The sequence below is a fragment of the Edaphobacter modestus genome (assembly GCF_004217555.1).
Classification (GTDB): domain Bacteria; phylum Acidobacteriota; class Terriglobia; order Terriglobales; family Acidobacteriaceae; genus Edaphobacter; species Edaphobacter modestus.
Genome location: NZ_SHKW01000001.1, coordinates 3,921,142 through 3,946,622 on the forward strand (window position 1 = coordinate 3,921,142; position 25,481 = coordinate 3,946,622).

Sequence of the window (25,481 nt, forward strand, 5' to 3'; positions counted from 1 at the left end):
GCCTGGGGACCTTCGGGGGAGGGGTTTTGCGGATCTACAATGGAATCATGGCAAATCTAACGCTGGTGTATGGAATGAGGCTGTTACCCGCCGATGAGATCGTTCGCGTGGGAGATGCGCCGGTCGATCTGAAGAATGGAAACCAGGCGCATGTGACGATGCATGTGCTCGAAGGCAGCCGGGAGGAGATCGAAGGCCAGCTTCGGATGAGCCTCGACGCGTTTTTTGATTTTTATCCGGAGATTTAGCTGCAATCGCCTGCGTCAGGCGTGTGCGAGGGGAATCTGGCGCTTCTGCTGATACATCCGCTGGTCGGCCAGCCTTCGCAGGAGGACCTCGTCGGTGGTGTCGTCGGGGTATACGGCGACTCCGACGCTCCCGCCTACGGTGAAACTCTCGTCGCCCAGTGAGAAGGGCCTTGCGAGAGTTTCGACGACGCGGGTGGTGGTGATCTCGACGATGCGCGAGACGGGCAGGCTGTTGGGAAGGTTGGTTGCGACGATGATGAATTCGTCGCCGCCAAGCCGTGCCAGGATATCGGTGGAACGGATCACCTGCCTGAGGTTTCGGGCGATATCTTGCAGCAGAAGATCGCCGGTGTCGTGGCCTCGCGTGTCGTTGACGGTCTTGAAACCGTTGAGATCGATCATGATGACGGCAGCGCGGGAGCCTGTACGCTGGGCGTGTTTGATGGCTTCGTCCATCTTGTCTTCGAAGCAGCGACGGTTCGGCAGGCCGGTGAGCTGGTCGTGCAGGGCGAACCACTCATTGGTCGAGACCTGACGCTCGAGCAGGACGAGAAGCATGCCGATGGTGACGAGGAATTTCTGCCAGTCCCAGACCTCCTTTGCGAGATCGGCGTACTGGGGCCGGCTGGACACCCAGGAATGGGCGAGAAAGACGAGAGCCCCGGTGGTAAATCCGGTGATGATCGCGACTCTGCCCAAGCTATTGCGTGGAAGGCTGAGGCCAAAGACGAAGGCTGTGGACAGGTAAAGCACAAAGAGGGGGAAGTAGGCCGTATCCCGAAACATGTTGGCCGATGCGAACACCCAGACCGGTACCCAGATCGCGATCTGAACGGCAATCAGGGACCACGCCTTGCCCAGCTGGACGCTTCGGGTGAGCAGGAACGGAGTGAAGAGACCGATAGCGAGTCCAAATCCGGCGATCAGGTGGTAGGGTTTGGGTTCGCGAAGATCGAAGGCGTAGGCTGTCTCGACGGCGGCGAGGGCGGGGGCGTTCAGCCAGAGGTACATCAGCGTGGCGCGTCGCGGGAAGAGCTTGCTGGAGGCCGCCCAGAGAAAGATGACCCCGGCGGCGAGGTAGGAATCGAGCGCCAGGACGTGCATCGGGATGTGGCGGGGGCCGGATGGTTTGTAAAAGGCGTAGGCGAGTGCCTCGAGGAAGATGAACAACAGGCCGATGATCCAGAGTCCAACGCCTTCCTGCAGGTGCCGGCGGCGTAGGAAATGGAGGATCGTTAACAGCATCACCATTGCGACGAGGTCCGGCAGAAGAACGATATTCATTGGCCCTCTTTCGGGCGCAGCATCTCTTTGGTCATTGAGAACTCTCGGATCTCTGGACTCTAACGAATGTTGAAAACAAACGACGACAGTGTTACGGGAATGCGAACGATTGTGAACGATAACGCAGCGGCGTGCAATAGGAGAGCACGGAGCCGACTCCTACTGTTCACCCAGAGAGGCCAGCTGCCGGGAGCTGGGTGGAGCGGTCATGAGGCTGATGACGACCAGCCCGAGAAGAGAGGCAAGCAGCGCGGGAAAGATGGCGTCACGGTGGCCGATGGCCGGCGGCAGGTGGGGCGCGACCCACTCCCAGGAGACGGTGACCACGGTCCCGATGGCAATGCTTGCCACCGCGGCCGCCGCCGTGGCTCTGCGCCAGAAGAACGCCGCGAGGATGACAGGAGTAAGCGCGGCCGAATAGATCGTATAGGCATACAGCGCCTTTTTGAGGACCGATTCGGTTCCGAGAGACTGAAAGAGCGACCAGATTCCCAGCAGAACCACCATGAGGCGGCTCACCATCAGGATCTTCTTATTGGACGCCTTGGGGTACAGGTAACGCACGTAGATATCGTTGACGAGGTTGGTTGCGGGAGAGAATAGCCAGTTGTTGGCCGTAGAGATGATCTTGGCGAAGATGGCTCCCATGAGCAGGGCACCGAGCAGGCGGAGTGCGGGGGAGCCGTCGCCGAAGCCGTGGAGGCCGCAGTAGGCGAGGATCTCGCGCGGAGCCTTGCTTACCTCGCCGGTGGGGAAGAGAGCCGAGCCGGTCACCGCGATGGCCACGATCACGGTTTCGAGGATGATGGTTCCGATGATCCAGCCCACCACGGCGCGGCTGGCATCCTTTTCGGACCGGGCGGAGAAGAACTTCTGGTACATGGACTGGTTTCCGAGCAGCAGAAGACAGGTGGGCAGGAAGAGCTCAAGACACTGAATGAAGCTGAGATCCCCGAAGAGCTGGAAGTGGCTCTGGGGCAGGGCTGCATGGACGGCGGGCCAGCCGCCGGCGCGGTGAATGAGGACGGGAAGGGCTATGCACATCGTCGTGGTTGCGAGCAGGCCGATGAAGAGGTCCATGTAGGCGACCGAGGACATGCCGGCGATGGCGGTGAAGAGGATGACGAAGGCCGCAAGGATGTAGCGGCCAAGAATGGGAGTGATGAACTGGGGGAAGATGAGGTGGAGAATGTCGCCGCCGCCGATGAACTGGTAGCTGGTGATGGCGGTGTAGGTGAGCAGGATGGCGATGACCCCGAGGACACGGGCGGTCTGGTTGTAGCGGGTCTCGAGCAGGTCGGGGATGGTGAACTGAGCGAACTTGCGGGCGCGCGGAGCGATGAAGTAGATGAGCAGGAGTCCGGCCCATCCGCCGCCGGCCTGCCAGAGAGCCACGAAGCCATGCTGGTAGGCGTTTTCGGCTCCGCCGAGTAACGAGCCCGAACCGATCCAGGAGGACAGCAGCGTGAAGACGAGCACGAAGGCCGGCAGGGAGCGCCCGGCGACAAGGTAGTCTGCCCTGGTCTTTACCTTGCCCAGGCGGGCGAGGGAAACGATAAGCAGTATGAGGACGATAGCTGCGATGACCGATGCGTAAAGACTCATGCGTATGGGTGAGATTGTAGTCGCTTGTGTGGATCGATTCTTACTCGATTGGCGATCCAGACCCGATCTGGAAGGAAGTGTGGGGAGGGGGGCGGCCTTTGGGTTTCAGGCGTACTCAAACTGGCGGGTGTCGAACGCGGGGATCGAATGATTGCCAGAGCAGGAACGGCAGGCGAGGAAAGACGTCTGATCTGGACTGAATCTACGAAGCCATGGACTGAGGAGACGAAGGCGGAACGAGGGGCGGCTGCGACAGGCTCGAGTTGGGAGGGCTGCCGGGTGGGGTGGTGGAGAGATTTCGCTCGGCTGCTGCGGCCTCGATCTCGCTGTTGATCTCGGCACCCAACAGGAGCGTGAAGCCGGTGATGTAGAACCACATCAGCAGGATGATGACGGCGCCAAGCGAACCGTAGGTGACGGAGTAGAAGTTGAAGTAGTGAAGATAGGCCCGGAAGCCAAGGGAGACGAGGACCCAGGCGAGGATGCCGATAGTCGCTCCGGGTGTAAGCCAGCGCCAGCGCCGCTTGCGAACTCCGGGAGCCCAGAAATAGATAACCGCAAAGCAGAGGGTGAGCAGGGCGGTTGCGATGGTCCAGAAGAAGATTCGCGACAGGAGTGCGAGGAATGCGGCAGCGAAGTGGTTTGCGACGCGGCTGTGAGCGATCGATGCGAAGTAGTCGCCTCCCAGCATCGCGGCGAGGGTGAGGGTTGCGAGGAGGGCGAGAAGGATCGTTACTCCAATTGCGGACACTCGCGCATGAAAGTATCCGCGGTTATCGCGGACGTTATAGACGGTGTTCAGGGCCTCCTGAATAGCAGAGACCCCGACGGATGCGGACCAGATGGCGGCGATCAAGCCGAAGGTGAGCTTGCCCGATGTGGCGTTGGCGGTCGTTTCGTTGAAGGTGGTGAGCACCATGCCGAGGGCCGAGGTGGGAACGACGAGGGCCAGGTACTCAAGCAGCCTGTAATAGATGGAAGAGGCGGAGCGTGCGGCCAGACCGAGGACAGAGCTGGCGCTAAAGAGGGTGGGGAAGAGGGCAAACAGGAAGAAGAATGCGAGCTCGGCGGCGCGCCCCAGCAGGTTGTCGGCGATGAGGGATCGCCATGTACGTCTGGCGACCGTGCTGAGTGGAACTCCTTTGAGATTCCATAACGAACGGAGAGGCCACCGGGATACGTAATCCCAGACGCGCTGCTGGGCTGGGCCGGAGGGGTGAGCGGGGAGGGGGTTGGAGTGTGCCATCGCGTACTCCTCGTACGGCCTTTGGGCCGTTTCGACGTGAGCCGGCTAACGTCTCCGTATCGATAGGATGCCGAACACCACTGTGCAGGCCGCATCGTTTCTCCGTGGAAGGGCATCTACTTAACAGTGGAAACGCGGCAAGGTTCGGTTGGCAGCTTGTGGCAGCGGAGACCGTTTGCCGTAAGGAAGATGGGGCAGCTCTGGCGGCTGGTGCGCGAGAGCCATGAGCAGCCGATATTGGGAGAGTCGAGAGCCGCGGAGCTTGTCTCCCCCGGTGAGCTTGGCGTCACCTTCATCGGTCATTCCTCCTTTCTTCTCCAGATCGGCGGCCGCAATGTGCTCGTGGACCCGGTCTTTGCCAAGCGGCTCATTCTGCTGCGGCGGCAACGGCGTCCCGGCGTGTTGATCGAGGAGATGCCGCCGATCGATCTAGTGCTGGTGACGCATGCGCACATGGATCATCTCAACCTGCCTTCGTTGCGCCGTATCGTTCGCGCCACGCGGAGACTTCGCGGGCGAGGGCCGGAGATCGTTGTGCCGCACGGCGTGAATGACCTGGTATCGCAGCTTGGTTTTCGGCGTGTCTCCACGCTGAAGTGGTGGCAGGGCGTCGAAGCCGCAGGTCTTCAGATAACGATGACACCGTGCCGGCACTGGGGTGCGCGGATGTTCCGCGATACGCACCGGGGCTATGGGGGTTACGTGATCGATTCGGGCGGTCAGACGGTTTATCACTCCGGGGATACAGCGTACTTTGATGGATTTGCGGAGATCGGGCGGCGCCTTTCGCCAGAGGTGGCGCTTCTGCCGATAGGAGCTTACTTCCCTGATAGTTATCGGGCCGTCCATACCTCACCGGAGGAGGCGGTACGCGGCTTCATGGAGGTCGGCGCCCAGTGGATGGTCCCCATGCATTATGGAACCTTCCGGCTGGGACGCGAGCCGATGGATGAGCCTGTGAAACGGCTTCGGGCCGAAGCGGATCGCCTCGGGATAGGTAGCAAGATCAAAGTGCTGAGCGAAGGAGAAACCTTCCGTATCTGAGTCAGGATCCGCTCACCGTTTTTTCTTCCACAGCGGCACCATTTCTTCACAATCCTGTAGCCGGGGTAGCGCATCGAAAGGTACATGACTACGCAAGGAAGTGCTGCGGCAAACGCGAAGGCGAGTGGAACGTTCTCAATCGGCGGGGACCTTCCGGTTAATCGACTGGGATATGGCGCGATGCGCATTACGGGCAAGGGAATCTGGGGCGAACCTAAAGATGTTGAGGGCGCGAAGAAGGTTTTGCGCCGTGCCGTAGAGCTGGGGGTGAACTTCATCGACACGGCTGACTCCTACGGCCCGGAGGTGAGCGAGCGGCTGATCGGCGAGGCGCTGGCTCCCTACGCGAAGGGCGTCGTAATCGCAACGAAGGCTGGCCTTACGCGGCAGGGGCCGGATGGCTGGCTTCCAGTGGCCAGGCCGGAATACCTTCACCAGCAGGTGGAGATGAGCCTGCGGCGATTGAAGGTCGAGCGTATCGAGCTGTGGCAGCTTCACCGCATCGATCCCAAGGTCCCGGTGGAAGAGTCTCTCGGCGTTATCAAGAGGTTGCAGGAGCAGGGCAAGATTCATCACGTGGGGTTGAGCGAGGTTAAGCCGCACGAGATCGATCAGGCGCGCAAGGTGATTGATATCGTCAGCGTGCAGAACCAGTACAACATCTCTGATCGCAGGCACGAGGACGTTCTTGAGTATTGCGAGAAGAACAAGCTTGCGTTCATTCCATGGTTTCCGGTCGCCGCCGGTAAGCTGGCGGAGCCCGGTGGGGTGCTCGATGCCGTTGCGAAACGCCATAACGCGACAGTCTCGCAGCTGTCGCTTGCATGGTTGCTGCATCGCTCGCCGGTGGTGCTGCCGATTCCCGGAACCACATCGGTAGAGCACCTGGAGGAGAATGTGGGGGCAGGCGACGTAGAGCTGAGCGCCGAAGAGTGGAAAGAGATCGAAGAGGCAGCGAAGTAAAGATCAGGGCCGTCGTCGGCGCGGCGGCCCATCAGCCTTTCAGCATCTCCAGCAGGCCTGCCTCGTCGAGGACCTTGACTCCCAGGGAGCGCGCCTTATCGAGCTTGGAGCCTGCGTCTTCTCCGGCGACGACGAAGTTTGTCTTCTTGCTGACGGAGCCCGAGACCTTGCCGCCGGCGCCTTCAATCCTGTCCTTGGCCTCGTCTCGCGTGAGGTTCGGAAGCGTTCCGGTGAGCACGAAGGTGAGGCCGCCGAACGTTGTACCTACGACCCTTTTCTCGGCAGTCATTTTGAGGCCGAGAGCTTCGAGCTCCTCGACGAGCTGAAGGTTCTTCTCTACGGCAAAAAACTCCACGATGGCCTGAGCGACCTTAGGTCCGACCTCATTGACGGCTTCCAGCTCTTCGGCAGAGGCCTCTCGAAGGGCCTTCATGGAGCCGAAGTGTTGCGCGAGAAGCTGTCCGGTGCGTTCGCCGACGAACCGGATTCCGAGGCCGAGCAGGACGCGAGCCAGTCCAGCGCTTCTGGAGCGATCGATCTGCGCCAGCAAGGCGTCGGCGGTTTTTTCGCCGACCCGCTCGAGGCCAAGCAGCTGTTCGCGCTTGAGGCGGTAAAGATCGGCGATGGTATGGATGAGTGGCTTACGGGTGGTGATGGGTGCGCCTTCTTCGGTGACTGCATCGGAGTCGCCGTTGAAGGAGATGCTTTGCCCGAGCAGCTGCGCAACCATGGCATCGCCCAGACCCTCGATGTTCATCACTCCCCTTGCTGCCCAATGCAGCAGCTCTTCGCGGACACGCGCAGGGCAGGAGTTATTGACGCAACGCCAGTCGACCTCGCCCTCCACTCGCATCAGCTCGCTTCCGCAGACAGGACACACGGAGGGGAAGACGATCTCTCGCTTGCCGCGGGGGTGCTGTTTGTCGTCGACGACCTCGACGATCTTGGGGATGACGTCGCCGCCGCGCTCGACCTGGACGAAATCGCCGATCTTCACGCCGACTCGGGCGATCTCGTCGGCGTTGTGAAGGGTAGCGCGCGTGACCGTGGTTCCTCCAATCAGCACGGGGGTAAGAGCCGCGACGGGGGTGACCTTGCCGGTCCGGCCCACCTGGAACAGGACATCCTCGAGCTTTGTGATTCCGGCGCGCGCGGCGAATTTATAGGCGATGGCCCATCGCGGCGCCTTGCCCGTGAAGCCGAGCCGGCGCTGCTGTGCCGTTGCATCGACCTTGACGACGACACCGTCGATCTCATAGCCGAGGGTCTCGCGCAGAGGCTCAGCCTTTGCAATAAAGTCGACGACCGCATCGATGTCTGTGACGGTCTTGGTGTGCGGGTTCACTCGGAAGCCCGCAGTCTTGAGAGCCTCAATGGTCTGGGTGTGTGTAGGCAGAAGTGTTTCGCCGTCGCGCAATAAAAAATAGGCATAGAGATCGAGCCGGCGTTGCGCCACGATGTTGGGTTCGAGGGTGCGGATGGTTCCGGCGGCGGCATTGCGAGGATTTGCCGCGGGGCTCATGCCCTGGGCGACGCGTTCCTCGTTCATTTTGACGAATGCGGCTTGTGGCAGCACAACCTCGCCGCGCACTTCGAACGATTGCGGCAGGTGGGCGGCGTCGAGCTTTCTGGCTGTGACGCCCAGCGGCACAGAGCGGATGGTCCTTACGTTGGTGGTTACATCTTCGCCGGTTGTGCCGTCTCCACGAGTGAGGCCGCGCTCGAGATGCGCGGCGCCGTGAGCGCCTGCCGTGTATTGAAGCGCCATGGACAGGCCGTCGAGCTTCAACTCGCAGACGTACCGTACTGTCTCGGATGCGGGAAGTCCGGCGCGCACGCGCTGGTCCCAGGCTCGCAGTTCCTCTTCGTTATAGGCGTTGTCGAGCGACAGCATGGGTCGAGAGTGCCCCACCTTGGCGAAGCCCTCGCGGGGCTTGCCACCGACACGCTGGGTCGGAGAGTCGGAGGTGATGAGCTTTGGATCTTCCTCCTCAAGCTTCTTCAGGCGGTTCATCAGCGCGTCGTATTCCGCGTCGGTGATCTCGGGCGCGTCGAGGACGTAGTAGAGATGCTCGTGGTGGCGAATCTCTTCGCGCAGCGTCTGGATCTGTTCTTCGGCTGTGAGTGCAGTCGCCATAGCGAAGATTATAGAGAGCGCAGACAGCGGCAGGCGTTCTGGAAAAGGGTGGTTTACTCGAGAGGTTTGAGGGTAGGCTCAACCCATCGGAGTCGCGCCTCGGTCGAACCTGTGAGATCGAAGTCGTAGTACTCCCGGAAGATATCGCGATGTGCTGCAAATCGTTCGACAGCGAGGGCCGCAAACTGCGCCCGATCCATGGGAGCACTCTCGCGATGCAATCGATCCAGCAGGCGGATCCACATGACGGTGATGCTCTCGTGATAGCCGCTGGTTGCGGTGTTCTGGCCGCCTACGGACTCGTTGTATCTCCGTACGCAGTGGCGCATCTTCGCAAGAGCGGCCTCATGGCCCATGCCGTGCACATAGCAGGCGCCGGTAAGCAGATGGGCGCTGTGGGTCCACTCCGTTTTGGGCAGAGTGCAGCCTTCAAACGCCGCGAGAAAGGCGTCGATTTCGGCTTCGGTAACGGGAAGGCGGGGCATTCTTCCAGCATAAACGTGTCTGCCAGGGCAGATGTCCCAAGGACGTCCTTGATTCGAGGGTACATAACTCTTCTAGGAGCTTGTTGAAATAGCTAGAGCTGACTCCTTTACTGATGAGGTTTTGGGTTGATGCAGGGGAGTTGGGTTGTTTATGACGGCTGGCTGGCGGATTCTGCGGCATGTTTTCTTGCCGGGTTGAAGACTCAACCGGCCTTCAGGCGCACTGCTGCTGTGGGTCCTGCTGAGTATGGCTTTGGATGAGCCTTGGCAGACGCAGCAGGTTATGTGCGGCGCAGCTGAAGACGAAGATCCAGTCGACCTTGGCGAGTCCTCGCACCTTCAGCTGGTCGAGCGGACCGGTCTGCTTCAACCAGCCAAATGTCTTCTCCACGAGCCAGCGGCGGCTGAGGCTGAGCGCATAGCCGGCGTGCCGGGTGGTCCTGCCATCGAGGTTCGAGCGGCGTCCCTTGTCGTTCTTCTGCACATGTGCGGTGACGTTGAGGGCGCGGGCTCCGGCGATGAAGTCCTTCGCGTCGTAGGCCTTGTCGGCACCAACCGTGATGCGCCGCGAGCTGTTCTTCTGCCGCTCGTCGAGCATCAGCAGGGCGGCGTCGCGCTCGGCATGGCCGTCGGCCTGGGTCGCCATCGCGGCGGCGATCAGGCCGTTGCGGTTCTCCACCAGCGCATGGCCCAGGTACGCGAGCTTCGACTCCTTGCCATAGCTCTTCTTGTAGAGCCGCGCCTCCGGATCGGTAGTCGATTGATGGGTCTCGTTCGACCTCTTCTGCCCACGGAAGTTAGTGCCGTCGCCATCATCGGAGCCATCCTTCGGCCGGAAGCTCTTCTGCGATGCCCAGGCCTGGATCAGCGTGCCGTCCACGGTGAAGTGCTCGTCACTCATGAAGCGCTTCGCCAGCACGTTCACCTCGGCGAAGAACCGCTGCGCCACGTCCGACGTCAGCAGCCGGTCGCGGTTCTTGGAAAACACGGCATGGTTCCACACCGCGTCGTCCATGCCCAGGCCGACGAACCAGCGGAACAGCAGGTTGTAGTTCAGCTGCTCGACTAACTGGCGCTCCGAACGCACCGAATAAAACGCCTGCAACAACAGCGCCCGCAGCACATACTCGGGCGCAATCGAAGGACGGCCTGATGCCGAATATAGCGCATCGAAATCCTCGTTCAGCGACACCAGAACTGCATCCGTCAACTTGCGAATCTCGCGCAAAGGATGATCCTGTGGAACCCGCTGCTCCAACGTCACACAACTGAACATCTCACCCTGAACCCGCTCGTCGCCACGCATACAACAGAGACGGACCAACACCCAGATCAGACGAAGCCAGAACCTATTTCAACAAGCTCCTAGATCCTCGTGACTGCAACCTCAATAGAAGCTTCGCATCCAGGGGAGCCGGTCATTTGTAAGCGGCGTGGGCGAATCCTTCTGCGGCGGGAAACCATCCTAATTTATCGATTCCCCTGATGGACAGGATGAGGTGAAAGCGATGAATTCGGTCAAAATTGTAGAGGAGTTTTGGGAGGCTGTCTGGGAGGCGCGCAACCCGGAGGCAGTTCACAGATTCGTTGTCGATGATTTTGTGATCACATCCGGCGGCGTCGATATCGCAGGCAAGGAGAGGTTTATCGCCTGGGTAAAACAGTTTCTTGCGAAGATCAAGGACTTCCACTTCGAAGCGATCGAGACCTTTCAAAACATAGATGGCAGTCGGGTGGCGACGCGGTGGAAAATTACGGGCAAGAACAATGGATTCCTTGGAACGGAGCCGGATCAGCAGCCAATCTCGTTTACAGGAACTGCAATCTGGGCGATCCGCGAGGATGGAAAACTTCTACACAACTGGGTAGAGCGGAGCTCGTGGGAGGTCTTTCAGCAGTTGACGAAAGACTAAGCCGGCGGTGGCGAGGATTGTGCACTCCCATCCTTCGCGAGGATGAGATCTTCGCGAAGGATGGGGCGTTGCGTTTCCTGCTTCTAGAGGCTCTGGTTGTCGGCGTTGGCCAGCTGGGTGTCCTTTGCGGCGCGGCTGATGGCGATGCGGAGGTCCCCGACCTTGTGCAGCGCGAAGGCAGACGGGTTGGTGGGGGCGGTGACGGCTATGAAGTCGGCGCGGTTGACGTCTTCGAGGTAGAAGCTGGGACGCTGGTCGGCCTGTGCGGGCTGCACTTCGACGTGGCTCATCTCGAGGTTTTTGATGTGACGCAGGAAAAAGCCCTGCGAAGGTGTGGTGTGACCGAACATGCCGGGGTCCGGGTAACTGTCTTCGTTCTCGGGCATGACGATCTTTGCGTCGTCGGCGGAGCCTCCGCCCTGATGCTGGATGAAGACGTTGGAGAGCTTGATGTCCTGGATGGCATGCCCGGGGATACCGCTGAGGATGGATGAGATGTGCGCGCCGGTGTTGTAGCTGACGAGGTTGTCGATGACGATGCGTTGCAGCGTGCCGACCTTCGTGCTCTCCTTGGGGCCGCGAAGGCGGGTGCCGAGGCGAAAGAAGAGCGGCGCATTGACGACGTCGCGCATCGTGATGTTGGAGATGGCGATGTCCTCGCAGAGGGCACCGTCTTCGCTCTCGAGCGCGAGACCCTCGCAGGCGTCGAAGACGCAGTTGGAGATGGTGATGTTTTTGAAGCCGCCGTTGGATTCGGTTCCGCACTTGATGCGGCCGTTGCGGGCGAGGCGTGGGGTATCGGCGGCAAATTTCTTGTAGGTGCCATCAAGCATGGTTCCGAGTTCGTAGGAGCCGGCGACGTAGCAGTTGGTGATGGTCATGTTCTCGGTAGCCCGCGCGTAGCCGAGAGCGTAACTGGACTTCGGGCAGATGGCGTCGTCCCAGGGCGAGTTGACGTAGCAGTTGGAGACGCGGACGTTGCGGCAGCAGTCGATGTCCATGCCGTCGCGGTCGGTGTCGATGGTGAGGTTGTCGATGGTGAGGTTATCGACTCCGGTGAGCAGAAGGCCGAAGTGTCCACCCTTGAGGATGGAGAAGTCGCGGAAGAGAACGTTGCGGCAGTTCTTGAGAGCGATGGCCTTGTTGCCGACTCCGGGCTGCTCGGCCTGGAACATGGCGTAGTTGCCGCGAGGAGGACGCGGAGGTGGAGCGTTGGCGGGGCGCTCGGGGCCGAAGCCGCGGTTGTTCTGCGCCTGGTTCGGCGGACGCCCTGGGCCCGCGCCATAGCTGAGGCCTTTGCCGTAGATCAAACCGGGGCCGATGATGGACACGTCCTGGATGTCGATGCCCCATATGAGCGAGTTCTTCCAGTGATTGTGGCCGTAGTCCTGATAGGCGTCCCAGGCGGTGTTGGGCTCGGCGGCGTCGTAGGTTCCGCCGTTGTAGCCGGTGGTCTCGCCGGGCTTGGGAGAGTCGGCGGCGAGGAGCACGCAACCCTGCGAGAGATAGAGCGAGACGTGGCTCTTGAGCCGGATGGAGAAGGAGAGCCAGGTTCCGGCGGGGAAGAAGACGGTGCCTCCGCCAGCCGCGGCTGCAGCCTCGATGGCTTTGTTGATGGCGGGGGAGTCGATGGTCTTGCCGTCGCCGAGTGCACCGAAGGAGCGAATGTCGAAGATGGCACCTGCGGGAAAGGCGGCTGAGGAGGACCGGGGAGCGGCGTAGGCGGAAGGCACGGCAGCGGCGGCAGTCGCCGCCAGTCCCATGCCGCCAAGCTTGAGGAGTTCGCGGCGGGCGGAGTTGATGGTGGTCATGGCGGAGCTAATGCTAGCAGAGGAGTGGTAGGACCAGAAACTGTTTCCACATTGAAAGACCGCAGAGGTCCTTGTCACGAAGGAAGAACCTTTTGCGGTCGAGTGACAGGAAGATGCGGAATCAAAGATAATCCCCGAATGATAAGGCCGTGTTTTCTGGTCATAGACCGCGAGTTCCCCGGAAGTATCTCAACCCGCAAGCTGGTGCTTGAGACCGCAAAGTTCAATGTCCTTACGGCGTACAGCGGCTCCGAGGCGCTCGAAACCTTCCGACGCTACCCGGCGCTCGACGGCGTCGTGATGGATGGGGAGATGGACGATATCTCGGCCGAGGATCTAGCCCGAAGCTTCAAAGCGGTGACGCCGGATGTTCCAATCATTGTGATCTCTGTGGTTGGAGGACCAGAGTGTCCGAGCGCGGATTTTCGCGTGGAGTCGTTTCAGCCCGCGAAGCTGCTGGAGACCCTGCGCGGCCTGAAGCCGGTCGAGTCGGAACAGATCGAAAAGCGCGATGAAGAGTTGAGCAAAGAGAAGCTGAGTTGAGAGCTTTGAGCTCAGGGGTGCGATGTCGGGGCAACGGTCGGCTGGTTTGACGCTGGACCCACAGGACCGAGTTCCTTCATCTTGCGAGTGAAATCTTCATTCGCCTGCCGCATCTGGGGCTGGACTTCGTTCATCTGCGTCTGCACCAGCTGCATGGTTCGGGTCATGAGCTGAGGGGATTTGGCGATGAGGGCCTGGCCCGCGGGGGAGTGGTAAAAGGCGAGGATCCCGTCGAGTTCCTGGTCGGTATAGGTGTCGATGTAGACCTGGACGACCGTGGGCTTGATTTTTTCCCACGAGACAGCATTCTGGGTGATGGTTTGAATCTGGGTTACGTAGTCGGTGACGAGCTTCTGCTGGGCGGGCGTGAAGCTGCGATTGGCGCTCTGCTGGTCCGCCAGGGTCTTCATTCGTGCTGTCATCTGGTTCGTCATCTGGCCCATGAGCTGATTCAATTTGGTGATCTGAATCAACTCCTCGACCTTGGCGCGCTTGGAGGCGTCGTCGGCGTGGGCGAGCGGGGCGATGGCGAGGGAGAGCAGCAGGGCGAGGAAGCGATTCTTCATTTGGATACCTTATCGAGTTGGTCGAGCGGCTTGCGCGCGAAGTAGTAGAGCGAGTAGGCGAGCAGAGCGAACATGACGACGCTGACCCAGTCGTGGTGGAGCAGGTTGTGATCGCTGAAGCGCGGGATGGTGCGATCGGTGGCGGATTCGTAGAGTTTGACGGCGACGCCGATCAGGCCGACGATACCGCCTGCGGCGATGAGGCCGGAGGCGTAGAGAGAGCCTGAGGATATCTCGGATTCGATCTCGGGGCTGCGCAGGCAGAAGGTCCGGTCAGGCAGGCCGGTGGCCGTGTCGAGATGTTTCGGGTCGGCAGGATTGAAGTCAGGATGTTGCGCCAGCCACGCCTCTCGATCGCGACTCCAGAGTTCAAGTGAGGCCTTGAGTTCGGTCTCGGCTCCGATCTCGTACTGCTTCTCGACGGCGCGGTCGACCATCCAGCGCATGACGCCGCCGACGAAGATGGCGAGAGTGGTGCCGATGGAGAGGTAGGCTCCGACCGCGAGGGTGAGGGAGCGGACGCCGAGCAGCTCGACCATGATGACGAGAGCGACGCCGAGAAGAACGAGCGACCAGGGGAGCTTGCGGCTGAGGATGCCGTTGATGACGGTCGCCATCAGGCGGCCCTGGGGCGCGGCGGCTTTCTCACTGCCTATGCCCTGTGTCCACTGGACTTCGATCTGTCCGGTTGCGGGGTTGTAGAGGTACTTGCCGTCGGCGAGGGTGGAGGAGCCGATTGCGTTGAGCAGGATGTAGCTGCGGGCGTTGGTGATCTCGCCGGCGGCATCCTGCGAACCCGATGGCGGCGAGGATGGGGCACCCTGGCTGTCGGCAAGGTGGATGCGATCGCGGGTGAAGCTGCCCTGGTTCTGCACTCCGTCGGGAAGCTGCGAGAGGTTCAGCGCGACAGGACGAGGCATGCGCTGGAAGCTTTCGAGTCCCTTGTTCATGGCGTTGAGCGTGATGCCGATGGAGAGGACGGAGACGATGACCCCGATCATGATGGCGAGCTGCTGCTTCCATGGCGTGGCGCCGATCAGATAACCGGTCTTAAGATCCTGCGCGGTGTCTCCGGCGTTGGCGGCGGCGATGCAGACGATGCCCCCGATGGTGATGGCAAGGGCACCGAAGGCGGGGGCGGTCCAGCCTTTGACCAGGAAGATGGCGGCGGTGGCCATCAGGGCGGCGATGGTCATGCCGGAGACTGGCGATGCTGACGATCCGACGATGCCAACGATGCGCGCCGAGACGGTGACGAAGAGGAAGCCGAAGAGGACGACGAGGAACGCCGCAGCGAGGTTGGCGAACGCACCCACCTGCGCGCCCGGGACGGGCTTGAACTGGAGGAAGACCCAAAGCAGGACGATGAGAAGGACGGAGCCCCCGATGACGACGGACCAGGGGAGGTCGTGCTCTGTGCGGGCGGGGTTTCCTACGTCAGCCGGGTTCGACGAGTCCGATTTTGTTGCGGTGTTTTTGAAGATGGAGCGGAAGCCTTCGGCGAGGGCGGCGATGATCGTGGGAGCGGTGCGGAGCAGCGTGATGAGGCCGCTGCAGGCGACGGCTCCCGCGCCCATGGGGCGGACGTAGGTGGACCAGAGCTGCGAGGGGCTCATGTCGCGGATGAGCGTCGTGCCCGGATAGAGCGGCGTGGAGAGATGCGAGCCGAAGAAGTAAATGGCGGGCATCAGGACGAGCCAGGAGAAGACGCCGCCCGCGAGCATGACGGCGGCGACGCGCATGCCGATGATGTAGCCGACGCCGAGATACTCGGGGGTAACGTCGGCGCGGATGGCTCCTCCCTTGAGGAGGTGCTGTTCGCCGATGTCGAAGGAGCGGTTCGGGGTCCCGGGGAAGAGGCCGAAGAGGTTCTCGTTCTGGAAGAGGGTGTAGAGGCCGCCGAGTCCGAGGCCGAGGAAGACACGGGAGGCGAAGGAGCCTCCGCGCTCGCCGGCCATGAGGACGTCGGCGCAGGCGGTGCCTTCGGGGTAGGTAAGGGTGCCGTGCTCCTCGACGATGAGCTGGCGGCGGAGGGGAATCATGAAGAGGACGCCGAGCCAGCCTCCGAAGAGAGCCAAGGCGAAGATGCGTGTCGATTCGAGATCGAAGCCGAGGAAGATGAGGGCCGGGAGGGTGAAGATGACTCCCGAGGCGATGGACTGGCCGGCGTTTCCGGTGGTCTGGACGATGTTGTTCTCAAGGATGCTGGCGCGGCCGAAGGCCCTCAAGATAGAGATCGACAAGACGGAGATGGGGATGGAAGCAGCTACGGTGAGACCGGCGCGGAGGCCGACGTAGACGGTGACGGCTCCGAAGAGGACTCCGAAGATTGCGCCGAGCAGGAGGGCGCGGAGGGTGAATTCGGGCCGCGACTCGGTGGCGGGAACGAAGGACTGGAAATCTGGCTTGGTGGTGGTGGTCGCCATAGCTAAAGAGGTCTCCGCGTCTCGTGGCGTTGCGGCTGGTTGAGTGTACCAGCGATGGGGCGCGGCAAGCTGGAGACGAACGTCTGGTGTCGTTCGGGATTATCGACCTTTTGCGATCGAAATCAGAGCTCGAACAACAAGGGATTCTGGCACGCTGCCTAGTCCAGGGACTCGGATTCGGGGAGTTCGCTGGGGGCGGAGGGTCGGCCGAAGAGGGCGTGTCGCAGGAGCACGGCGACCGCGCAGGCCATCAGGAAAAGCATGGGGCCGGTGAAGAGGAAACGGTCCTGGGCCCAGCGATTGTCGAAGAGAGCAGGAGTCTGGGAGTTGAGGGTTCCGAAGAAGCGGGCCGCTCTGCCAGCGGTGTCTTTGCCGCCGAGAACGCTGGCGTTGCGTGACTGCCAGGTAAAAAAGCGCACCAAAAAGGCGATGCTGACCGGCAGCCAGGCCACGTAAATCGCGGGAATCCTATCGGGTTCGACAAAGCGGGCGAGACCGGGGGCAAGCTCAAGTACCGCCTTGCGAAGGCGTCCGAAGGGGACGAAACCCAGGAGGAAGCCTGTGGCTGTGAAGATGGGGAGGAAGTAACTGAGAAGAAAGACGAAACGGTTGACCGTGGTCCAGTGCATCCTGGTGGCGATGGCCCAGACGGGGAGAACGACGATCCAGGCGAACTTGATGGCCAGCATCGCAACGAGGAGATAGAGAAAGAGGCACTTGGCGCACCATGTGAGAACACGAAGCATGGTTTCAGGTTTAGCACAGCCGCACCTGGCATGGTGCGTGATTCTTGACGTGGGGGAGCAGGGCAGGACTATACTTCGAGCAACGGCACGATGTTCGTTGCTGCGAGTGAGGTGCGTCTTCAGCCAACGCTGGATAGACAATGCGCTCGGGACTGTTCATGGAGCTCCGCCGGGAGGACCGCCGGGCGGAGTGGAGGAGTGGCGCGCTGTGTCCCGCGTGCTGAAGAGTCCGGGCCAACTGGTTCGGGCGATGGTCGACGATCTGGTAACAACCTTTTTTCCAGCCGATTGCAGGGTCTGTGGGGGACCGTTGCCGGGCGCTGGGCTCTCCCCTTTATGCGATGAATGCGTCGATGCGCTGCGAGAGCAGCTGGCGGAGCTGTGCGCGCGGTGCGGCGAGGCACTCGATCTGGATGGTGTGCGATTCGAGCGGCAGATGGAGGGAGCGGGTGTGTTGTGCGGACCATGCAGAATGGTTCCCCCGGAGTTCGAGCGGGCAGCGGCGTGGGGTGTTTATGCGGATGGCATGCGCGAGGCGATCCAGCTGCTGAAGTACGAACGCGCGGAGAGTGTGGCGCGGCCACTGGGCAGGCTGCTGGCTCGGGTCATCGAGAGGATGGGCGCTGAGGGAATGGGACGGGAGCTGGTGGTGATTGCGGTTCCGCTGTTTCAAGCCTGGCAGAGGCAGCGCGGATATAACCAGTCGGTGCTGCTGGCCGAGGAAGCGGTTCGCAAGCTGGGACGGAGCGGCGCGAGCTGGCGGCTGCGGGCGGCGCATGGAGCGTTGATTCGCACACGGAAGACAGAGAGCCAGTTTGGCCTGAGTTCGCGGGAACGCCGGCGGAATCTTCGCGGGGCTTTTACCGTGAAGGATCCTGCGGCCGTGAGCGGCTGCGAGGTTCTGCTGGTGGATGACATTTACACGACGGGAGCGACGGCGCGGGAGTGTGCCCGTGTGCTGCGACACGCAGGAGCCTCGAAGGTGTGGGTGGCGACGGTGGCGCGTGCGCAAAAGGAGATGATCGCGAGGTGGGGCGCGCAGGACGAGATGGAAGCAGTGGCGGGAGATTGAGCGGGTTGTGGAGCTGAGAGTGTTCGACCGGAGGACAGGAAGATGCAATCGGGGAAGAAGCGCAAGCAGGTACTAATTGGAAAGCGGCACGCGGGACATCTGCCAGGGAGCCCGGCGCGTGTGCTGACGGGAACGGAGGTTCGGGCCGGCGTGTTTCGACAGTCGGCGATGCAGACACCGGTGCTGGTGTTGAACGCATCGTACGAACCGATCAACATCTGCGGCGCGCGGCGGGCCCTGGTGCTGGTGCTGAAGGGAGTGGCGCGGACGGAAGAAGAGCAGGGCCAGATGCTGCATGCGGCACGGATGCGGGTTCCGATGCCGAGCGTGATCCGGCTGCTGGAGTACAGGAGGATTCCGCACCAGACGCGAGCGCTGTCACGCAAGAACATCCTGCTGCGCGATCGGAACAGCTGCCAGTACTGCGATATGGTGCTCACGGCGTCGGAGCTCACGCTCGATCATGTGATTCCGCGGTCGCGTGGAGGATTGTCGACCTGGGAGAACCTTGTGGCCTGTTGCCACTCCTGCAATCGGAGGAAGGGCAACCAGCTTCTTCACGAGTTGACGGACATGAAGCTGAAGCGGGAACCGAGACCCTTTTCGCTGCACACCTCCCGGCACATCATGCGGATGATTGGAAGCGCGGATGCTGCGTGGAGAAAGTATCTCTACTTCGAGCACAATGAACCGGCAGCCTGAGGTCGTGGCTCGGCTGCTGGTTCTTCTCCGATAGCGTTCCGACTCAAGAAAAAATCAATTTAGTGCGAGGGGGTCAGGATGGTGATCTTCCCGTAGGCGGCCTGTGCGGTGTAGTGGGAGCGGATGTAGTCGTCCAGGGCAGTTACTCCGCTGGAGTAGCGGCTCTGGTTGGGCTCGATGTTGTTGTCCCAGGTGGAGTTGATCGCGATGACTGGTGGGTTCTCGCGGCCCATGGCGTCGATGATCTGGTTCTGAATAGGCAGGGTAGTCTGCACTCCGGGATGAAGATCGTACCAGCGGGTAATGGAGCCGCGCCCGGCGAGGAAATAGAGGCGAACGTCGTTCCAGAAGATGCGATCGTGGCGTCCGTTGCCGACGTAGATGGGCTGGTCGGGGGTGCTGCGTCTCTCAATCTCCTGAACGGCGAGGAGGTCATCGGGGTCTATGAGGATGCAGCGCGCACGGCTTAGAGCGGCGGGGGGATGGCAGCGGCGATAAAAGGAATCGTATGCCTGCGGGTGGATGGTGTCCCGGAGATTTCGGCGGCCGAAGGTAAGGATGTGGGAGAGCATCGGAGCTGTGCAGAGAGCGAGGAACAATGCTGTCACATAGAGAGAGACAGCGACCGGGCGGCTCACCTGGCGAAGATGACCGAAGAGGATCGCGAGAACCGTAAGGCAGACGATGATGCTCTGGATGAGTTGGACGGGACCGACGCGGATCATGCCTTTCACGAAGAAGAGCGAGGCCAGCAGAAGCAGGAGAGAGAAGGTCTGTCGCTGCCAGGTCGTGGGAAAGATACGGGACCGGCGGGAGGTGAAGAGCGAGAGGAAGGCCGAAAGGATTGCAAAGATGGGGAAGAAGACGATGAGCGATTCGACGGCGGTTCTACCGTCCCAGGAAAAAGGTTGACGGAGCAGTTGCAATGTCTCGGGAGTTAAAAAGGGGAGACGGCGGACCTTGGGGTAGATCACGGCAGGAACGTAGAAGAGGTCGTAGAAGACGTTCTGAACGCCTGCCTTGAAAACGATGATGCCGTAGACGGGCCCAGCGATGAGGACGACCGCAGTGAGATAGAGAAGTAGACGGCGGCCCACCGTAGCGAACTGGTTCTGGCGCGTCTGGCCGGGCCGACGACGACGTGCTGTCCAGACGAGCATCAGCAGCTCGGCGAAGCAGATGTAGAAGCCGGAGTCATGGCGGAAGATGGCTGCCACGCTTACAAAGAGCCCTGCCAGAAACAGAGATCTTTTGTTGGAAGATTCGCGCAGAAAGCGTGCGAAGAAGAGACAGCTTACCAGCGAGGCCAGCATGGCCGGGTAGACGGGGAAGTTGTAGGAAGGGTAGTAGATTCCCGTCAGCCAGAGGATGACCGCCGCAAAGGCGGCAAACGCCCACCTTGGCCCCGTGAGCAGGCGGGCCAGGGAGTAACAGGCGCAGGCGATGCCGGCACGGATCAAGGCGTCGTAGATACGTCCGGTGAGCGCGCTGATTCCAAATAGCTTGAAGAAAAGCGCTATCGCGTAGAACTGAGCGGGACCATACATGGTCCAGAAATCGCGATAGGGAAGGCCTCCGTGCAGCACGCGGTCTGCGCCGTAGAGTGAGAGGAACTCATCGTAAGGGCCGGAGATGCGCTTGAATCCGATGATCTGAACGACGACTGCGAGCAGGAAGAGGCCGCCGAGGTTGAGGGCGGTCTGGGTCGTCGAAGACAATCCAGTCTTCCCGGACTCAGCGGGAGAGCTCTTGAAAGTCAATGGGTCCAAACGGTTGTCTCCACACGGCGGGAGGGCCTTGTCGTGGGGAACAGGGCGGGAATGGAGCCTGCCATGGCACGGCCAAGCCGAATGCTCTCGGCGATCCCGCGATCCTCGGGGTAGTAGAAGCAGGTATCGGCGATCTGAAGGCCTTCGATGGGAGTCTGAACCGGAGGGATTCTGGAGGCGAAGCCAGGCTCGCACACTGGCTGGCCGAATCGCAGGCGGGCCACGCGCGTAGCGAGGATGTCGTCGGGGACCAGGCTGGGATTGAGTCTCAGGAGACAGCCGAAGCCTTCGGCCAGCAGGCGCTCGTCGGGCCAGAAGAATTTTTCATTGGTAACCGGCATGTAATAAGGGATGTAGACGATGGTTCTGCCGATCTCCTTGCGGAGGTTGGTGAGCTCGACGACGCCGGGAATGGTGAGATCGGGTACGGAGATGTTGACCCAGAAGTGCGGGGTAACCTGGCGACGCAGCTTGAAGACGACGCAGATGACGCCGATGTTCTGAATGGCCCGATAGCGTTGCTTCCAATCTTCGGGGAGGTCGGGAACCATGTCCGCGACGTAAGGTGTTGGCGTGGTGGAGATGACGAAGTCCGCGGAAAAGTGCCTTGCCGAGGTCTCGGCGCCGGTGACCCGGTTCTCCCTTGTGGTGACGAACTGGACGGGGGAGCCGAGATGGATGCGGCCACCGGCGGATTCGATGGCCTGGACGAGGGCGTCGATGAGGGTCTGGGAACCTCCATCGATATAGCCGAGCTGCTCCTGCATGATGCTGGATCGCGAACGGCCGATGCGGCGAATGCGGGTCCATATCCATGCGGCGGAGATGTTGTCGGCGTACTCGTAGAACTTGAACTCGAGCAAAGTCTTCCAGAAACGGCGATAGGCTTCTTCGCCGCACCAGCGGATGATCCAATCCTTTGCGGACTCATTCTCGAGCGCGGGCCAGCTGTCGCGGCGGGTACTGACGTAGGCAAGCAGACCGTAGCGCAGCTTGGCGAGAAGAGGAGCGTTGGGAAGGCGGAGGAGGGCGAGCGGATTGCCCCAGGGGTGAAGCCGCCCATCGGTGTAGAAGCCCATCGAGGTGTTTCTCCAGCGGAGGCGGTCTTCCATGCCCAGCTCGCGAAGAAGGTCGAAGGTGGGAAAGTCGGTGCGGCAGACGAAGTGGTAGAAGCGCTCGATGGAATCGCCATCGAAGTCGAAGTGCGCGGCCATTCCTCCGGGCTCGGGGGCAGCCTCGACCAGATCGACCTCATGGCCATCGCGAACCGCTTGCCAGGCAGCTGCGAGACCCATAACGCCGGCGCCGATAATGAGTACTTTTGCCATAGGGGAGAAAGGGCAGAAAAACGAACCTTCACAGGCGCAAGCGCTGCAATTCGTGCGATGGAGATAGGGGCCGGGTCGGGGAGGACAGTGCGGTCGAAGCGCCTGCGAACGGGAACACAATTAGAGTGGACGCTTCACGGGCAATTGGTTACCGACGTGGAATAAGATGCAAACCATAAATTCCGGTTTGCTCAGGAATTGCAGATTATGATGGGTGCTGACGAACGGACCCTTTCCGCGGGATTCGTTTATGGAGGGTGAATGAAGTCCAGCAAGAAGAATCAGATGGGCGCAGTTTTGTTCGGCATAGCCGTGGTTATCCTTGTCTGGCACTCCAAGATCCCATCCGAAGCGGATGCAGTGATGGCGGCATCGAAGCTGGCGGCGGTGGGATCGGGAGTGGCCGGTGCTGCCGGTCCCAACTCGGGCTCGGGTCCGCATATCGCCGGTTGCCCGGTATTTCCTGCGGATAGTGTCTGGAACACGCCGATCGACACCCTCAAGAAGGACAAGCATTCGGAGGATTACATCCAGCGGATGGGGCCGGCCCTTGTGTTGCACCCCAACTTTGGTTCAGACCCGACGAACGGTATTCCCATCACGATCATCAAGCCGGGCCGGCCACGGATTCCCATCACATTCATGTATGGAGAAGAGAGCGATTCGGGACACTACCCTACCCCCGAAGGCGCGCTGGTGGAGGGTGGATGGAACTCTCCGGAGGATTCGGACCGGCACGTCATCATGGTGGACGAGGGGCGCTGCATGCTGACGGAGGTGGGCGGCATGGTGAAGCAAAAGGACGGAAGCTGGGGCGGCGGTGCGGGCATCAAGATGGACCTGACCAGCAATGCGCTCCGCGCGCCGGACAAGACCTCGACCGACGCCGCCGGGCTGGCAGTTCTCCCCGGCCTTCTGCGGTATGACGAGGTGGCAGCCGGCGAGGTCAAGCACGCGATTCGATTTACGACTCCCAAGACGCAGAGGCTCTATGTCTGGCCGGCGCGGCACTTTGCTTCGAGGATTACAGACCCGACCTATCCCCCGATGGGCCAGCGCTTCCGCCTGCGGGCCGACTACGACATCTCCAGGTTTTCGAAGGAGAACCAGGTCATCCTGAAGGGGTTTAAAAAGTACGGCATGATCCTTTCGGACAATGGAGGCCCGTGGTTTATCATCGGCGAACCGGACAAGCGCTGGAGCGACAACGACCTGGCGCGGTTGAAGACCCTGAAGGGTGAGGACTTCGAGGCAGTCGACGAATCGGATTGGCAGATGCTTGCCGACTCGGGACGCGTGGACCCGGTGGCGCTGCGCTAGTGCAGTGCGAGAAAATGTTCTTAGCGGTGGAGAGTAAAGATGGCTTACAGCGAAAGTTACGCGTGTGATGTGTGTGGGAAGAAGAAGGAATCGGATGGGTGGTGGCTGGCGTGGGTGGATTGTTTCCCGGGCCAGAAGCCGGAGGAAGATCAGCCTCTGATAAAGCTGACGCGATGGCAGACGTATCATGCACACTCGGACGGAGTGAAGCATCTATGCGGGGCCAGATGCGCGGGGACCATGATGGATCGGTGGATGATGGAGCAGCACGCCGATCCGGACGCCCATTGTCAGACAGCGTAGCAGGCCACTCGAAGCGCGAGATACGTTCGAGATTCATTGATTAGCGGAAACGCTCCGACCCCTAAGAGGGGGATCGGGGCGTTGCATTGCGACAGGGGATCGGTTACCGGGGCGGGTTCGCTACAGGTGGTTGCTGCTGGTTTTTGTCCGGCTGCGCAGCTTTATCCTTGTCGTCCTCGGGGGCGCGGTTGTTGGTGATGTCCTCCCCGTTGTAGATGATGCGGCTGGTGGCACGGAACTGCTTATAGTCGGTGTAGCGGACGATGTTGCGCATGTGAACGTCCTGCCGCGCCGCGCCGTTTGAGGCAGGGAAGTGCAGGGTGCCTTCGGCCTTCGTGTAGGTCGGGAACCAGTACTTGCCGTCGATCTGCTCGTAGTAGGTGGTGAAGGGCGGCTGAAGGTCCTCATGGCCCTTTCGCATATCCTGCGGGACCGTCTGTCCGTTGATGAGGACGATCTGGTAATCCTGCTGGTCGACCCAGACCTTGCCCTGGAAGTAGCGTTTTCCCTTTTCGAGGGTCTTGGGACCGGCCTCGAAGACGTAGGTGTCGAGCTCGTCGACCTTCTGGCGACCGAGGTACTTGATGTCGTACTGGGGCATCTCCTCGGCGGTGAGCACGAAGGGGAGGCGATGCTCGATCTCTTCGAAGTCTGCCGGGGTCATCAGGACACGCTGGAGGGAGTTCTGAGGAGCGAAGACGACGCGCTCGGCGCGGCGGCCCTGCTTGTCAAAGGTGATATCGGTGACCTGCTGGTATTCGCCGTCGGGCCTGCCGGTGTCCTCCGAGAGGGTCTGGACCTTCACGGACTGACGAAAGATGTAGTTCTGCCTGGCCTGGTTGAATTGGCTTTCACGTTCGCCGAACTTCTTGATGATCTCGTCGACGGTGATTCCCGAGGGGGGTGCGGGGTCGAGCGGGCCGAAGCCCTGGTCTTCTGCGGCGTAGACAGTAGTGTTCCAATTTGGGACAAACCCGAAGACCCGCGTGCAATTCACCGATACGGGAATGAGAGACGCTGCGAGAATGCTGACGGAGATCGCTGAGGCGGGCTTCATCGAATCGGTTGCTCCATGCGGGAGAACGGCGGCTTCAAGATTACAGGTCGTCTCCTTATACAGGATAGACGCGACAAGCGGAGGTTAGTTGATGCTGACAGCGTTGCACGAAATTTGGCCGCGTTTGGCATACGGAACCGTAATACTGGGGCTGGCGGGTGCGCTGGGGGTAACCTGGTCGCGGCTGTGGGCTGTCCGAGCGGAGCGAGACCGGGAGCGCCGCGGACGCGAAGAGATGGAGGCGTACACCCGTCTGGACGTAAGAATGATGCGCAACAGTGACTTAGCGATGCTGGGACGACGAGTCTGCGGGGTGATCGCTGCCAGAAGCGCCTTCCGCCGTGTCGCGCTTCTCGCCCGCGACGGTGAGGGCCCCCTGTACATTGCGGCCAGCGAAGGCTTGGATAGCGCGACGGTCGGGATGGTCGAGCGATGGCTGGGACGAATGAGGGAAGAGGAGCGCATCCGTGGGGGGCGGTGGGGCGAGGGAGTTCGGATCGGAGCCGGCAGCATGGTGATCTCCCTCGGCAGTGACGAACGTGGGAGCAACAGTCGAGCCATTCTTGTGCCGGTAACGACGACAGGCGAGCATATGGCCGGAGCCCTGCTGGTATGTGCCGACAGCGTCATGCAGGTTCGGCGGCGCATGGCGGATGAGACAGTTGCGGGACTGGAAGCACTTGCGGCGAAGCTGGGCCGCGCGATGGAGAGTACTGAGTCGAGCGATCGTTCTCGCCGTGTCGAGAGATTGGCGGGAAAGCTTGTATCTTCGCGGAGCTACCCGCTGAAGGTGGTTGCGGCGAACGCAACGCGTCTCCGGAATGGTGCCGCTGCTCCTGCCCGGATGGGATAACCCAACGGGAGTGATCGCGTGAAGCGGGGAGACGAAGTGGTGGCCGCGCGCGGGTACCTG

General features: G+C 61.2%; 23 protein-coding genes. 10 read left to right on the forward strand and 13 right to left on the reverse strand.

Annotated elements, in window-relative coordinates; translation table 11 throughout:
* The first annotated feature begins 47 nt into the window (after nt 1-47).
* Complete coding sequence (locus tag BDD14_RS16675; RefSeq protein WP_130419787.1) at nt 48-248, forward strand: allantoinase; 201 nt, start codon at nt 48-50, stop codon at nt 246-248.
* 15 nt (nt 249-263) lie between these two features.
* Here the strand turns inward: BDD14_RS16675 and BDD14_RS16680 are convergent, their stop codons facing one another.
* The 3 genes from BDD14_RS16680 to BDD14_RS16690 form a co-directional block, all read right to left on the reverse strand.
* Nucleotides 264-1,532, reverse strand: coding sequence for a diguanylate cyclase (locus BDD14_RS16680; RefSeq protein ID WP_130419788.1), 1,269 nt, complete (start codon nt 1,530-1,532; stop codon nt 264-266).
* A gap of 159 nt (nt 1,533-1,691) precedes the next feature.
* Entirely contained in the window at nt 1,692-3,137 is a 1,446-nt protein-coding gene (locus BDD14_RS16685) for a sodium:solute symporter family protein (protein ID WP_130419789.1), read from the reverse strand.
* 202 nt (nt 3,138-3,339) lie between these two features.
* Nucleotides 3,340-4,383, reverse strand: a complete 1,044-nt coding sequence (locus BDD14_RS16690) for a YihY/virulence factor BrkB family protein (protein WP_130419790.1) — start codon at nt 4,381-4,383, stop codon at nt 3,340-3,342.
* Nucleotides 4,384-4,572: 189 nt separating this feature from the next.
* On the opposite strand from BDD14_RS16690, the gene BDD14_RS16695 reads away from it, so the two are divergent.
* Nucleotides 4,573-5,427 (forward strand): MBL fold metallo-hydrolase, encoded by an 855-nt coding sequence (locus tag BDD14_RS16695; RefSeq protein ID WP_130419791.1) that lies wholly within the window; start codon nt 4,573-4,575, stop codon nt 5,425-5,427.
* 84 nt (nt 5,428-5,511) lie between these two features.
* Nucleotides 5,512-6,390, forward strand: a complete 879-nt coding sequence (locus BDD14_RS16700; RefSeq protein WP_130419792.1) for an aldo/keto reductase — start codon at nt 5,512-5,514, stop codon at nt 6,388-6,390.
* Between the two features lie 31 nt (nt 6,391-6,421).
* On the opposite strand, the gene ligA is transcribed toward BDD14_RS16700, so the two are convergent.
* The 3 genes from ligA to BDD14_RS16715 form a co-directional block, all read right to left on the reverse strand.
* Complete coding sequence (gene ligA, locus BDD14_RS16705; RefSeq protein WP_130419793.1) at nt 6,422-8,527, reverse strand: NAD-dependent DNA ligase LigA; 2,106 nt, start codon at nt 8,525-8,527, stop codon at nt 6,422-6,424.
* Nucleotides 8,528-8,580: 53 nt separating this feature from the next.
* Nucleotides 8,581-9,012 (reverse strand): hypothetical protein, encoded by a 432-nt coding sequence (locus tag BDD14_RS16710; protein WP_130419794.1) that lies wholly within the window; start codon nt 9,010-9,012, stop codon nt 8,581-8,583.
* 214 nt (nt 9,013-9,226) lie between these two features.
* On the reverse strand, nt 9,227-10,318 hold the full coding sequence (locus tag BDD14_RS16715) for an IS5 family transposase (RefSeq protein ID WP_130417184.1): 1,092 nt from the start codon (nt 10,316-10,318) through the stop codon (nt 9,227-9,229).
* A 202-nt stretch (nt 10,319-10,520) separates the two neighbouring features.
* Between BDD14_RS16715 and BDD14_RS16720 the strand changes: the two genes are divergently transcribed.
* Nucleotides 10,521-10,925, forward strand: coding sequence for an ester cyclase (locus BDD14_RS16720; protein ID WP_130419795.1), 405 nt, complete (start codon nt 10,521-10,523; stop codon nt 10,923-10,925).
* 83 nt (nt 10,926-11,008) lie between these two features.
* Here BDD14_RS16720 and BDD14_RS16725 read toward each other — a convergent pair whose 3' ends face one another.
* Nucleotides 11,009-12,736, reverse strand: coding sequence for a rhamnogalacturonidase (locus BDD14_RS16725; protein WP_130419796.1), 1,728 nt, complete (start codon nt 12,734-12,736; stop codon nt 11,009-11,011).
* A 138-nt stretch (nt 12,737-12,874) separates the two neighbouring features.
* Here BDD14_RS16725 and BDD14_RS16730 point away from each other — a divergent pair, with 138 nt between their 5' ends.
* Complete coding sequence (locus tag BDD14_RS16730; RefSeq protein WP_130419797.1) at nt 12,875-13,279, forward strand: response regulator; 405 nt, start codon at nt 12,875-12,877, stop codon at nt 13,277-13,279.
* Between the two features lie 11 nt (nt 13,280-13,290).
* Here BDD14_RS16730 and BDD14_RS16735 read toward each other — a convergent pair whose 3' ends face one another.
* The 3 genes from BDD14_RS16735 to BDD14_RS16745 form a co-directional block, all read right to left on the reverse strand.
* On the reverse strand, nt 13,291-13,845 hold the full coding sequence (locus BDD14_RS16735) for a DUF2059 domain-containing protein (RefSeq protein ID WP_130419798.1): 555 nt from the start codon (nt 13,843-13,845) through the stop codon (nt 13,291-13,293).
* Nucleotides 13,842-16,271, reverse strand: coding sequence for an OPT family oligopeptide transporter (locus BDD14_RS16740; protein ID WP_130419799.1), 2,430 nt, complete (start codon nt 16,269-16,271; stop codon nt 13,842-13,844). Before BDD14_RS16740 ends, BDD14_RS16735 begins: the two co-directional genes overlap by 4 nt.
* Before the next feature lie 158 nt (nt 16,272-16,429).
* Nucleotides 16,430-17,017 carry a hypothetical protein gene (locus tag BDD14_RS16745; protein WP_130419800.1) on the reverse strand — a complete coding sequence of 196 codons (588 nt, stop codon included), beginning with the start codon at nt 17,015-17,017 and terminating at the stop codon, nt 16,430-16,432.
* On the opposite strand from BDD14_RS16745, the gene BDD14_RS16750 reads away from it, so the two are divergent.
* Nucleotides 17,016-18,089, forward strand: coding sequence for a ComF family protein (locus BDD14_RS16750; protein WP_130419801.1), 1,074 nt, complete (start codon nt 17,016-17,018; stop codon nt 18,087-18,089). The two genes, BDD14_RS16745 and BDD14_RS16750, sit on opposite strands and share 2 nt — an antisense overlap.
* Before the next feature lie 42 nt (nt 18,090-18,131).
* Nucleotides 18,132-18,791 (forward strand): HNH endonuclease, encoded by a 660-nt coding sequence (locus BDD14_RS16755; RefSeq protein ID WP_130419802.1) that lies wholly within the window; start codon nt 18,132-18,134, stop codon nt 18,789-18,791.
* A 59-nt stretch (nt 18,792-18,850) separates the two neighbouring features.
* On the opposite strand, the gene BDD14_RS16760 is transcribed toward BDD14_RS16755, so the two are convergent.
* Nucleotides 18,851-20,560 (reverse strand): ArnT family glycosyltransferase, encoded by a 1,710-nt coding sequence (locus tag BDD14_RS16760; protein ID WP_130419803.1) that lies wholly within the window; start codon nt 20,558-20,560, stop codon nt 18,851-18,853.
* Nucleotides 20,548-21,888, reverse strand: coding sequence for an NAD(P)/FAD-dependent oxidoreductase (locus BDD14_RS16765; RefSeq protein ID WP_130419804.1), 1,341 nt, complete (start codon nt 21,886-21,888; stop codon nt 20,548-20,550). Before BDD14_RS16765 ends, BDD14_RS16760 begins: the two co-directional genes overlap by 13 nt.
* A gap of 261 nt (nt 21,889-22,149) precedes the next feature.
* Between BDD14_RS16765 and BDD14_RS16770 the strand changes: the two genes are divergently transcribed.
* Both BDD14_RS16770 and BDD14_RS16775 read left to right on the forward strand, forming a co-directional pair.
* The gene (locus tag BDD14_RS16770; RefSeq protein WP_130419805.1) at nt 22,150-23,208 is read left to right on the forward strand and encodes a hypothetical protein; all 1,059 of its coding nucleotides are present in this window, start codon (nt 22,150-22,152) and stop codon (nt 23,206-23,208) included.
* 39 nt (nt 23,209-23,247) lie between these two features.
* On the forward strand, nt 23,248-23,511 hold the full coding sequence (locus BDD14_RS16775) for a hypothetical protein (protein WP_130419806.1): 264 nt from the start codon (nt 23,248-23,250) through the stop codon (nt 23,509-23,511).
* A 103-nt stretch (nt 23,512-23,614) separates the two neighbouring features.
* Here BDD14_RS16775 and BDD14_RS16780 read toward each other — a convergent pair whose 3' ends face one another.
* Complete coding sequence (locus BDD14_RS16780) at nt 23,615-24,568, reverse strand: hypothetical protein (protein ID WP_130419807.1); 954 nt, start codon at nt 24,566-24,568, stop codon at nt 23,615-23,617.
* Between the two features lie 91 nt (nt 24,569-24,659).
* Between BDD14_RS16780 and BDD14_RS16785 the strand changes: the two genes are divergently transcribed.
* Nucleotides 24,660-25,421, forward strand: coding sequence for a hypothetical protein (locus BDD14_RS16785; protein ID WP_130419808.1), 762 nt, complete (start codon nt 24,660-24,662; stop codon nt 25,419-25,421).
* Nucleotides 25,422-25,481: the final 60 nt, after the last annotated feature.

Excerpts from the sequence above, each read along its gene's own strand:
- BDD14_RS16740 (WP_130419799.1), bottom strand. The coding sequence starts at position 16,271 with ATGGCGACCACCACCACCAAGCCAGATTTCCAGTCCTTCGTTCCCGCC.
- ligA (WP_130419793.1), bottom strand. The coding sequence starts at position 8,527 with ATGGCGACTGCACTCACAGCCGAAGAACAGATCCAGACGCTGCGCGAA.
- BDD14_RS16710 (WP_130419794.1), bottom strand. The coding sequence starts at position 9,012 with ATGCCCCGCCTTCCCGTTACCGAAGCCGAAATCGACGCCTTTCTCGCG.
- BDD14_RS16720 (WP_130419795.1), top strand. The coding sequence starts at position 10,521 with ATGAATTCGGTCAAAATTGTAGAGGAGTTTTGGGAGGCTGTCTGGGAG.
- BDD14_RS16680 (WP_130419788.1), bottom strand. The coding sequence starts at position 1,532 with ATGAATATCGTTCTTCTGCCGGACCTCGTCGCAATGGTGATGCTGTTA.
- BDD14_RS16785 (WP_130419808.1), top strand. The coding sequence starts at position 24,660 with ATGCTGACAGCGTTGCACGAAATTTGGCCGCGTTTGGCATACGGAACC.
- BDD14_RS16695 (WP_130419791.1), top strand. The coding sequence starts at position 4,573 with ATGGGGCAGCTCTGGCGGCTGGTGCGCGAGAGCCATGAGCAGCCGATA.
- BDD14_RS16770 (WP_130419805.1), top strand. The coding sequence starts at position 22,150 with ATGAAGTCCAGCAAGAAGAATCAGATGGGCGCAGTTTTGTTCGGCATA.
- BDD14_RS16675 (WP_130419787.1), top strand. The coding sequence starts at position 48 with ATGGCAAATCTAACGCTGGTGTATGGAATGAGGCTGTTACCCGCCGAT.
- BDD14_RS16775 (WP_130419806.1), top strand. The coding sequence starts at position 23,248 with ATGGCTTACAGCGAAAGTTACGCGTGTGATGTGTGTGGGAAGAAGAAG.
- BDD14_RS16685 (WP_130419789.1), bottom strand. The coding sequence starts at position 3,137 with ATGAGTCTTTACGCATCGGTCATCGCAGCTATCGTCCTCATACTGCTT.
- BDD14_RS16715 (WP_130417184.1), bottom strand. The coding sequence starts at position 10,318 with ATGCGTGGCGACGAGCGGGTTCAGGGTGAGATGTTCAGTTGTGTGACG.
- BDD14_RS16690 (WP_130419790.1), bottom strand. The coding sequence starts at position 4,383 with ATGGCACACTCCAACCCCCTCCCCGCTCACCCCTCCGGCCCAGCCCAG.
- BDD14_RS16725 (WP_130419796.1), bottom strand. The coding sequence starts at position 12,736 with ATGACCACCATCAACTCCGCCCGCCGCGAACTCCTCAAGCTTGGCGGC.
- BDD14_RS16700 (WP_130419792.1), top strand. The coding sequence starts at position 5,512 with ATGACTACGCAAGGAAGTGCTGCGGCAAACGCGAAGGCGAGTGGAACG.
- BDD14_RS16755 (WP_130419802.1), top strand. The coding sequence starts at position 18,132 with ATGCAATCGGGGAAGAAGCGCAAGCAGGTACTAATTGGAAAGCGGCAC.
- BDD14_RS16765 (WP_130419804.1), bottom strand. The coding sequence starts at position 21,888 with ATGGCAAAAGTACTCATTATCGGCGCCGGCGTTATGGGTCTCGCAGCT.
- BDD14_RS16780 (WP_130419807.1), bottom strand. The coding sequence starts at position 24,568 with ATGAAGCCCGCCTCAGCGATCTCCGTCAGCATTCTCGCAGCGTCTCTC.
- BDD14_RS16730 (WP_130419797.1), top strand. The coding sequence starts at position 12,875 with ATGATAAGGCCGTGTTTTCTGGTCATAGACCGCGAGTTCCCCGGAAGT.
- BDD14_RS16745 (WP_130419800.1), bottom strand. The coding sequence starts at position 17,017 with ATGCTTCGTGTTCTCACATGGTGCGCCAAGTGCCTCTTTCTCTATCTC.
- BDD14_RS16735 (WP_130419798.1), bottom strand. The coding sequence starts at position 13,845 with ATGAAGAATCGCTTCCTCGCCCTGCTGCTCTCCCTCGCCATCGCCCCG.
- BDD14_RS16750 (WP_130419801.1), top strand. The coding sequence starts at position 17,016 with ATGGTTTCAGGTTTAGCACAGCCGCACCTGGCATGGTGCGTGATTCTT.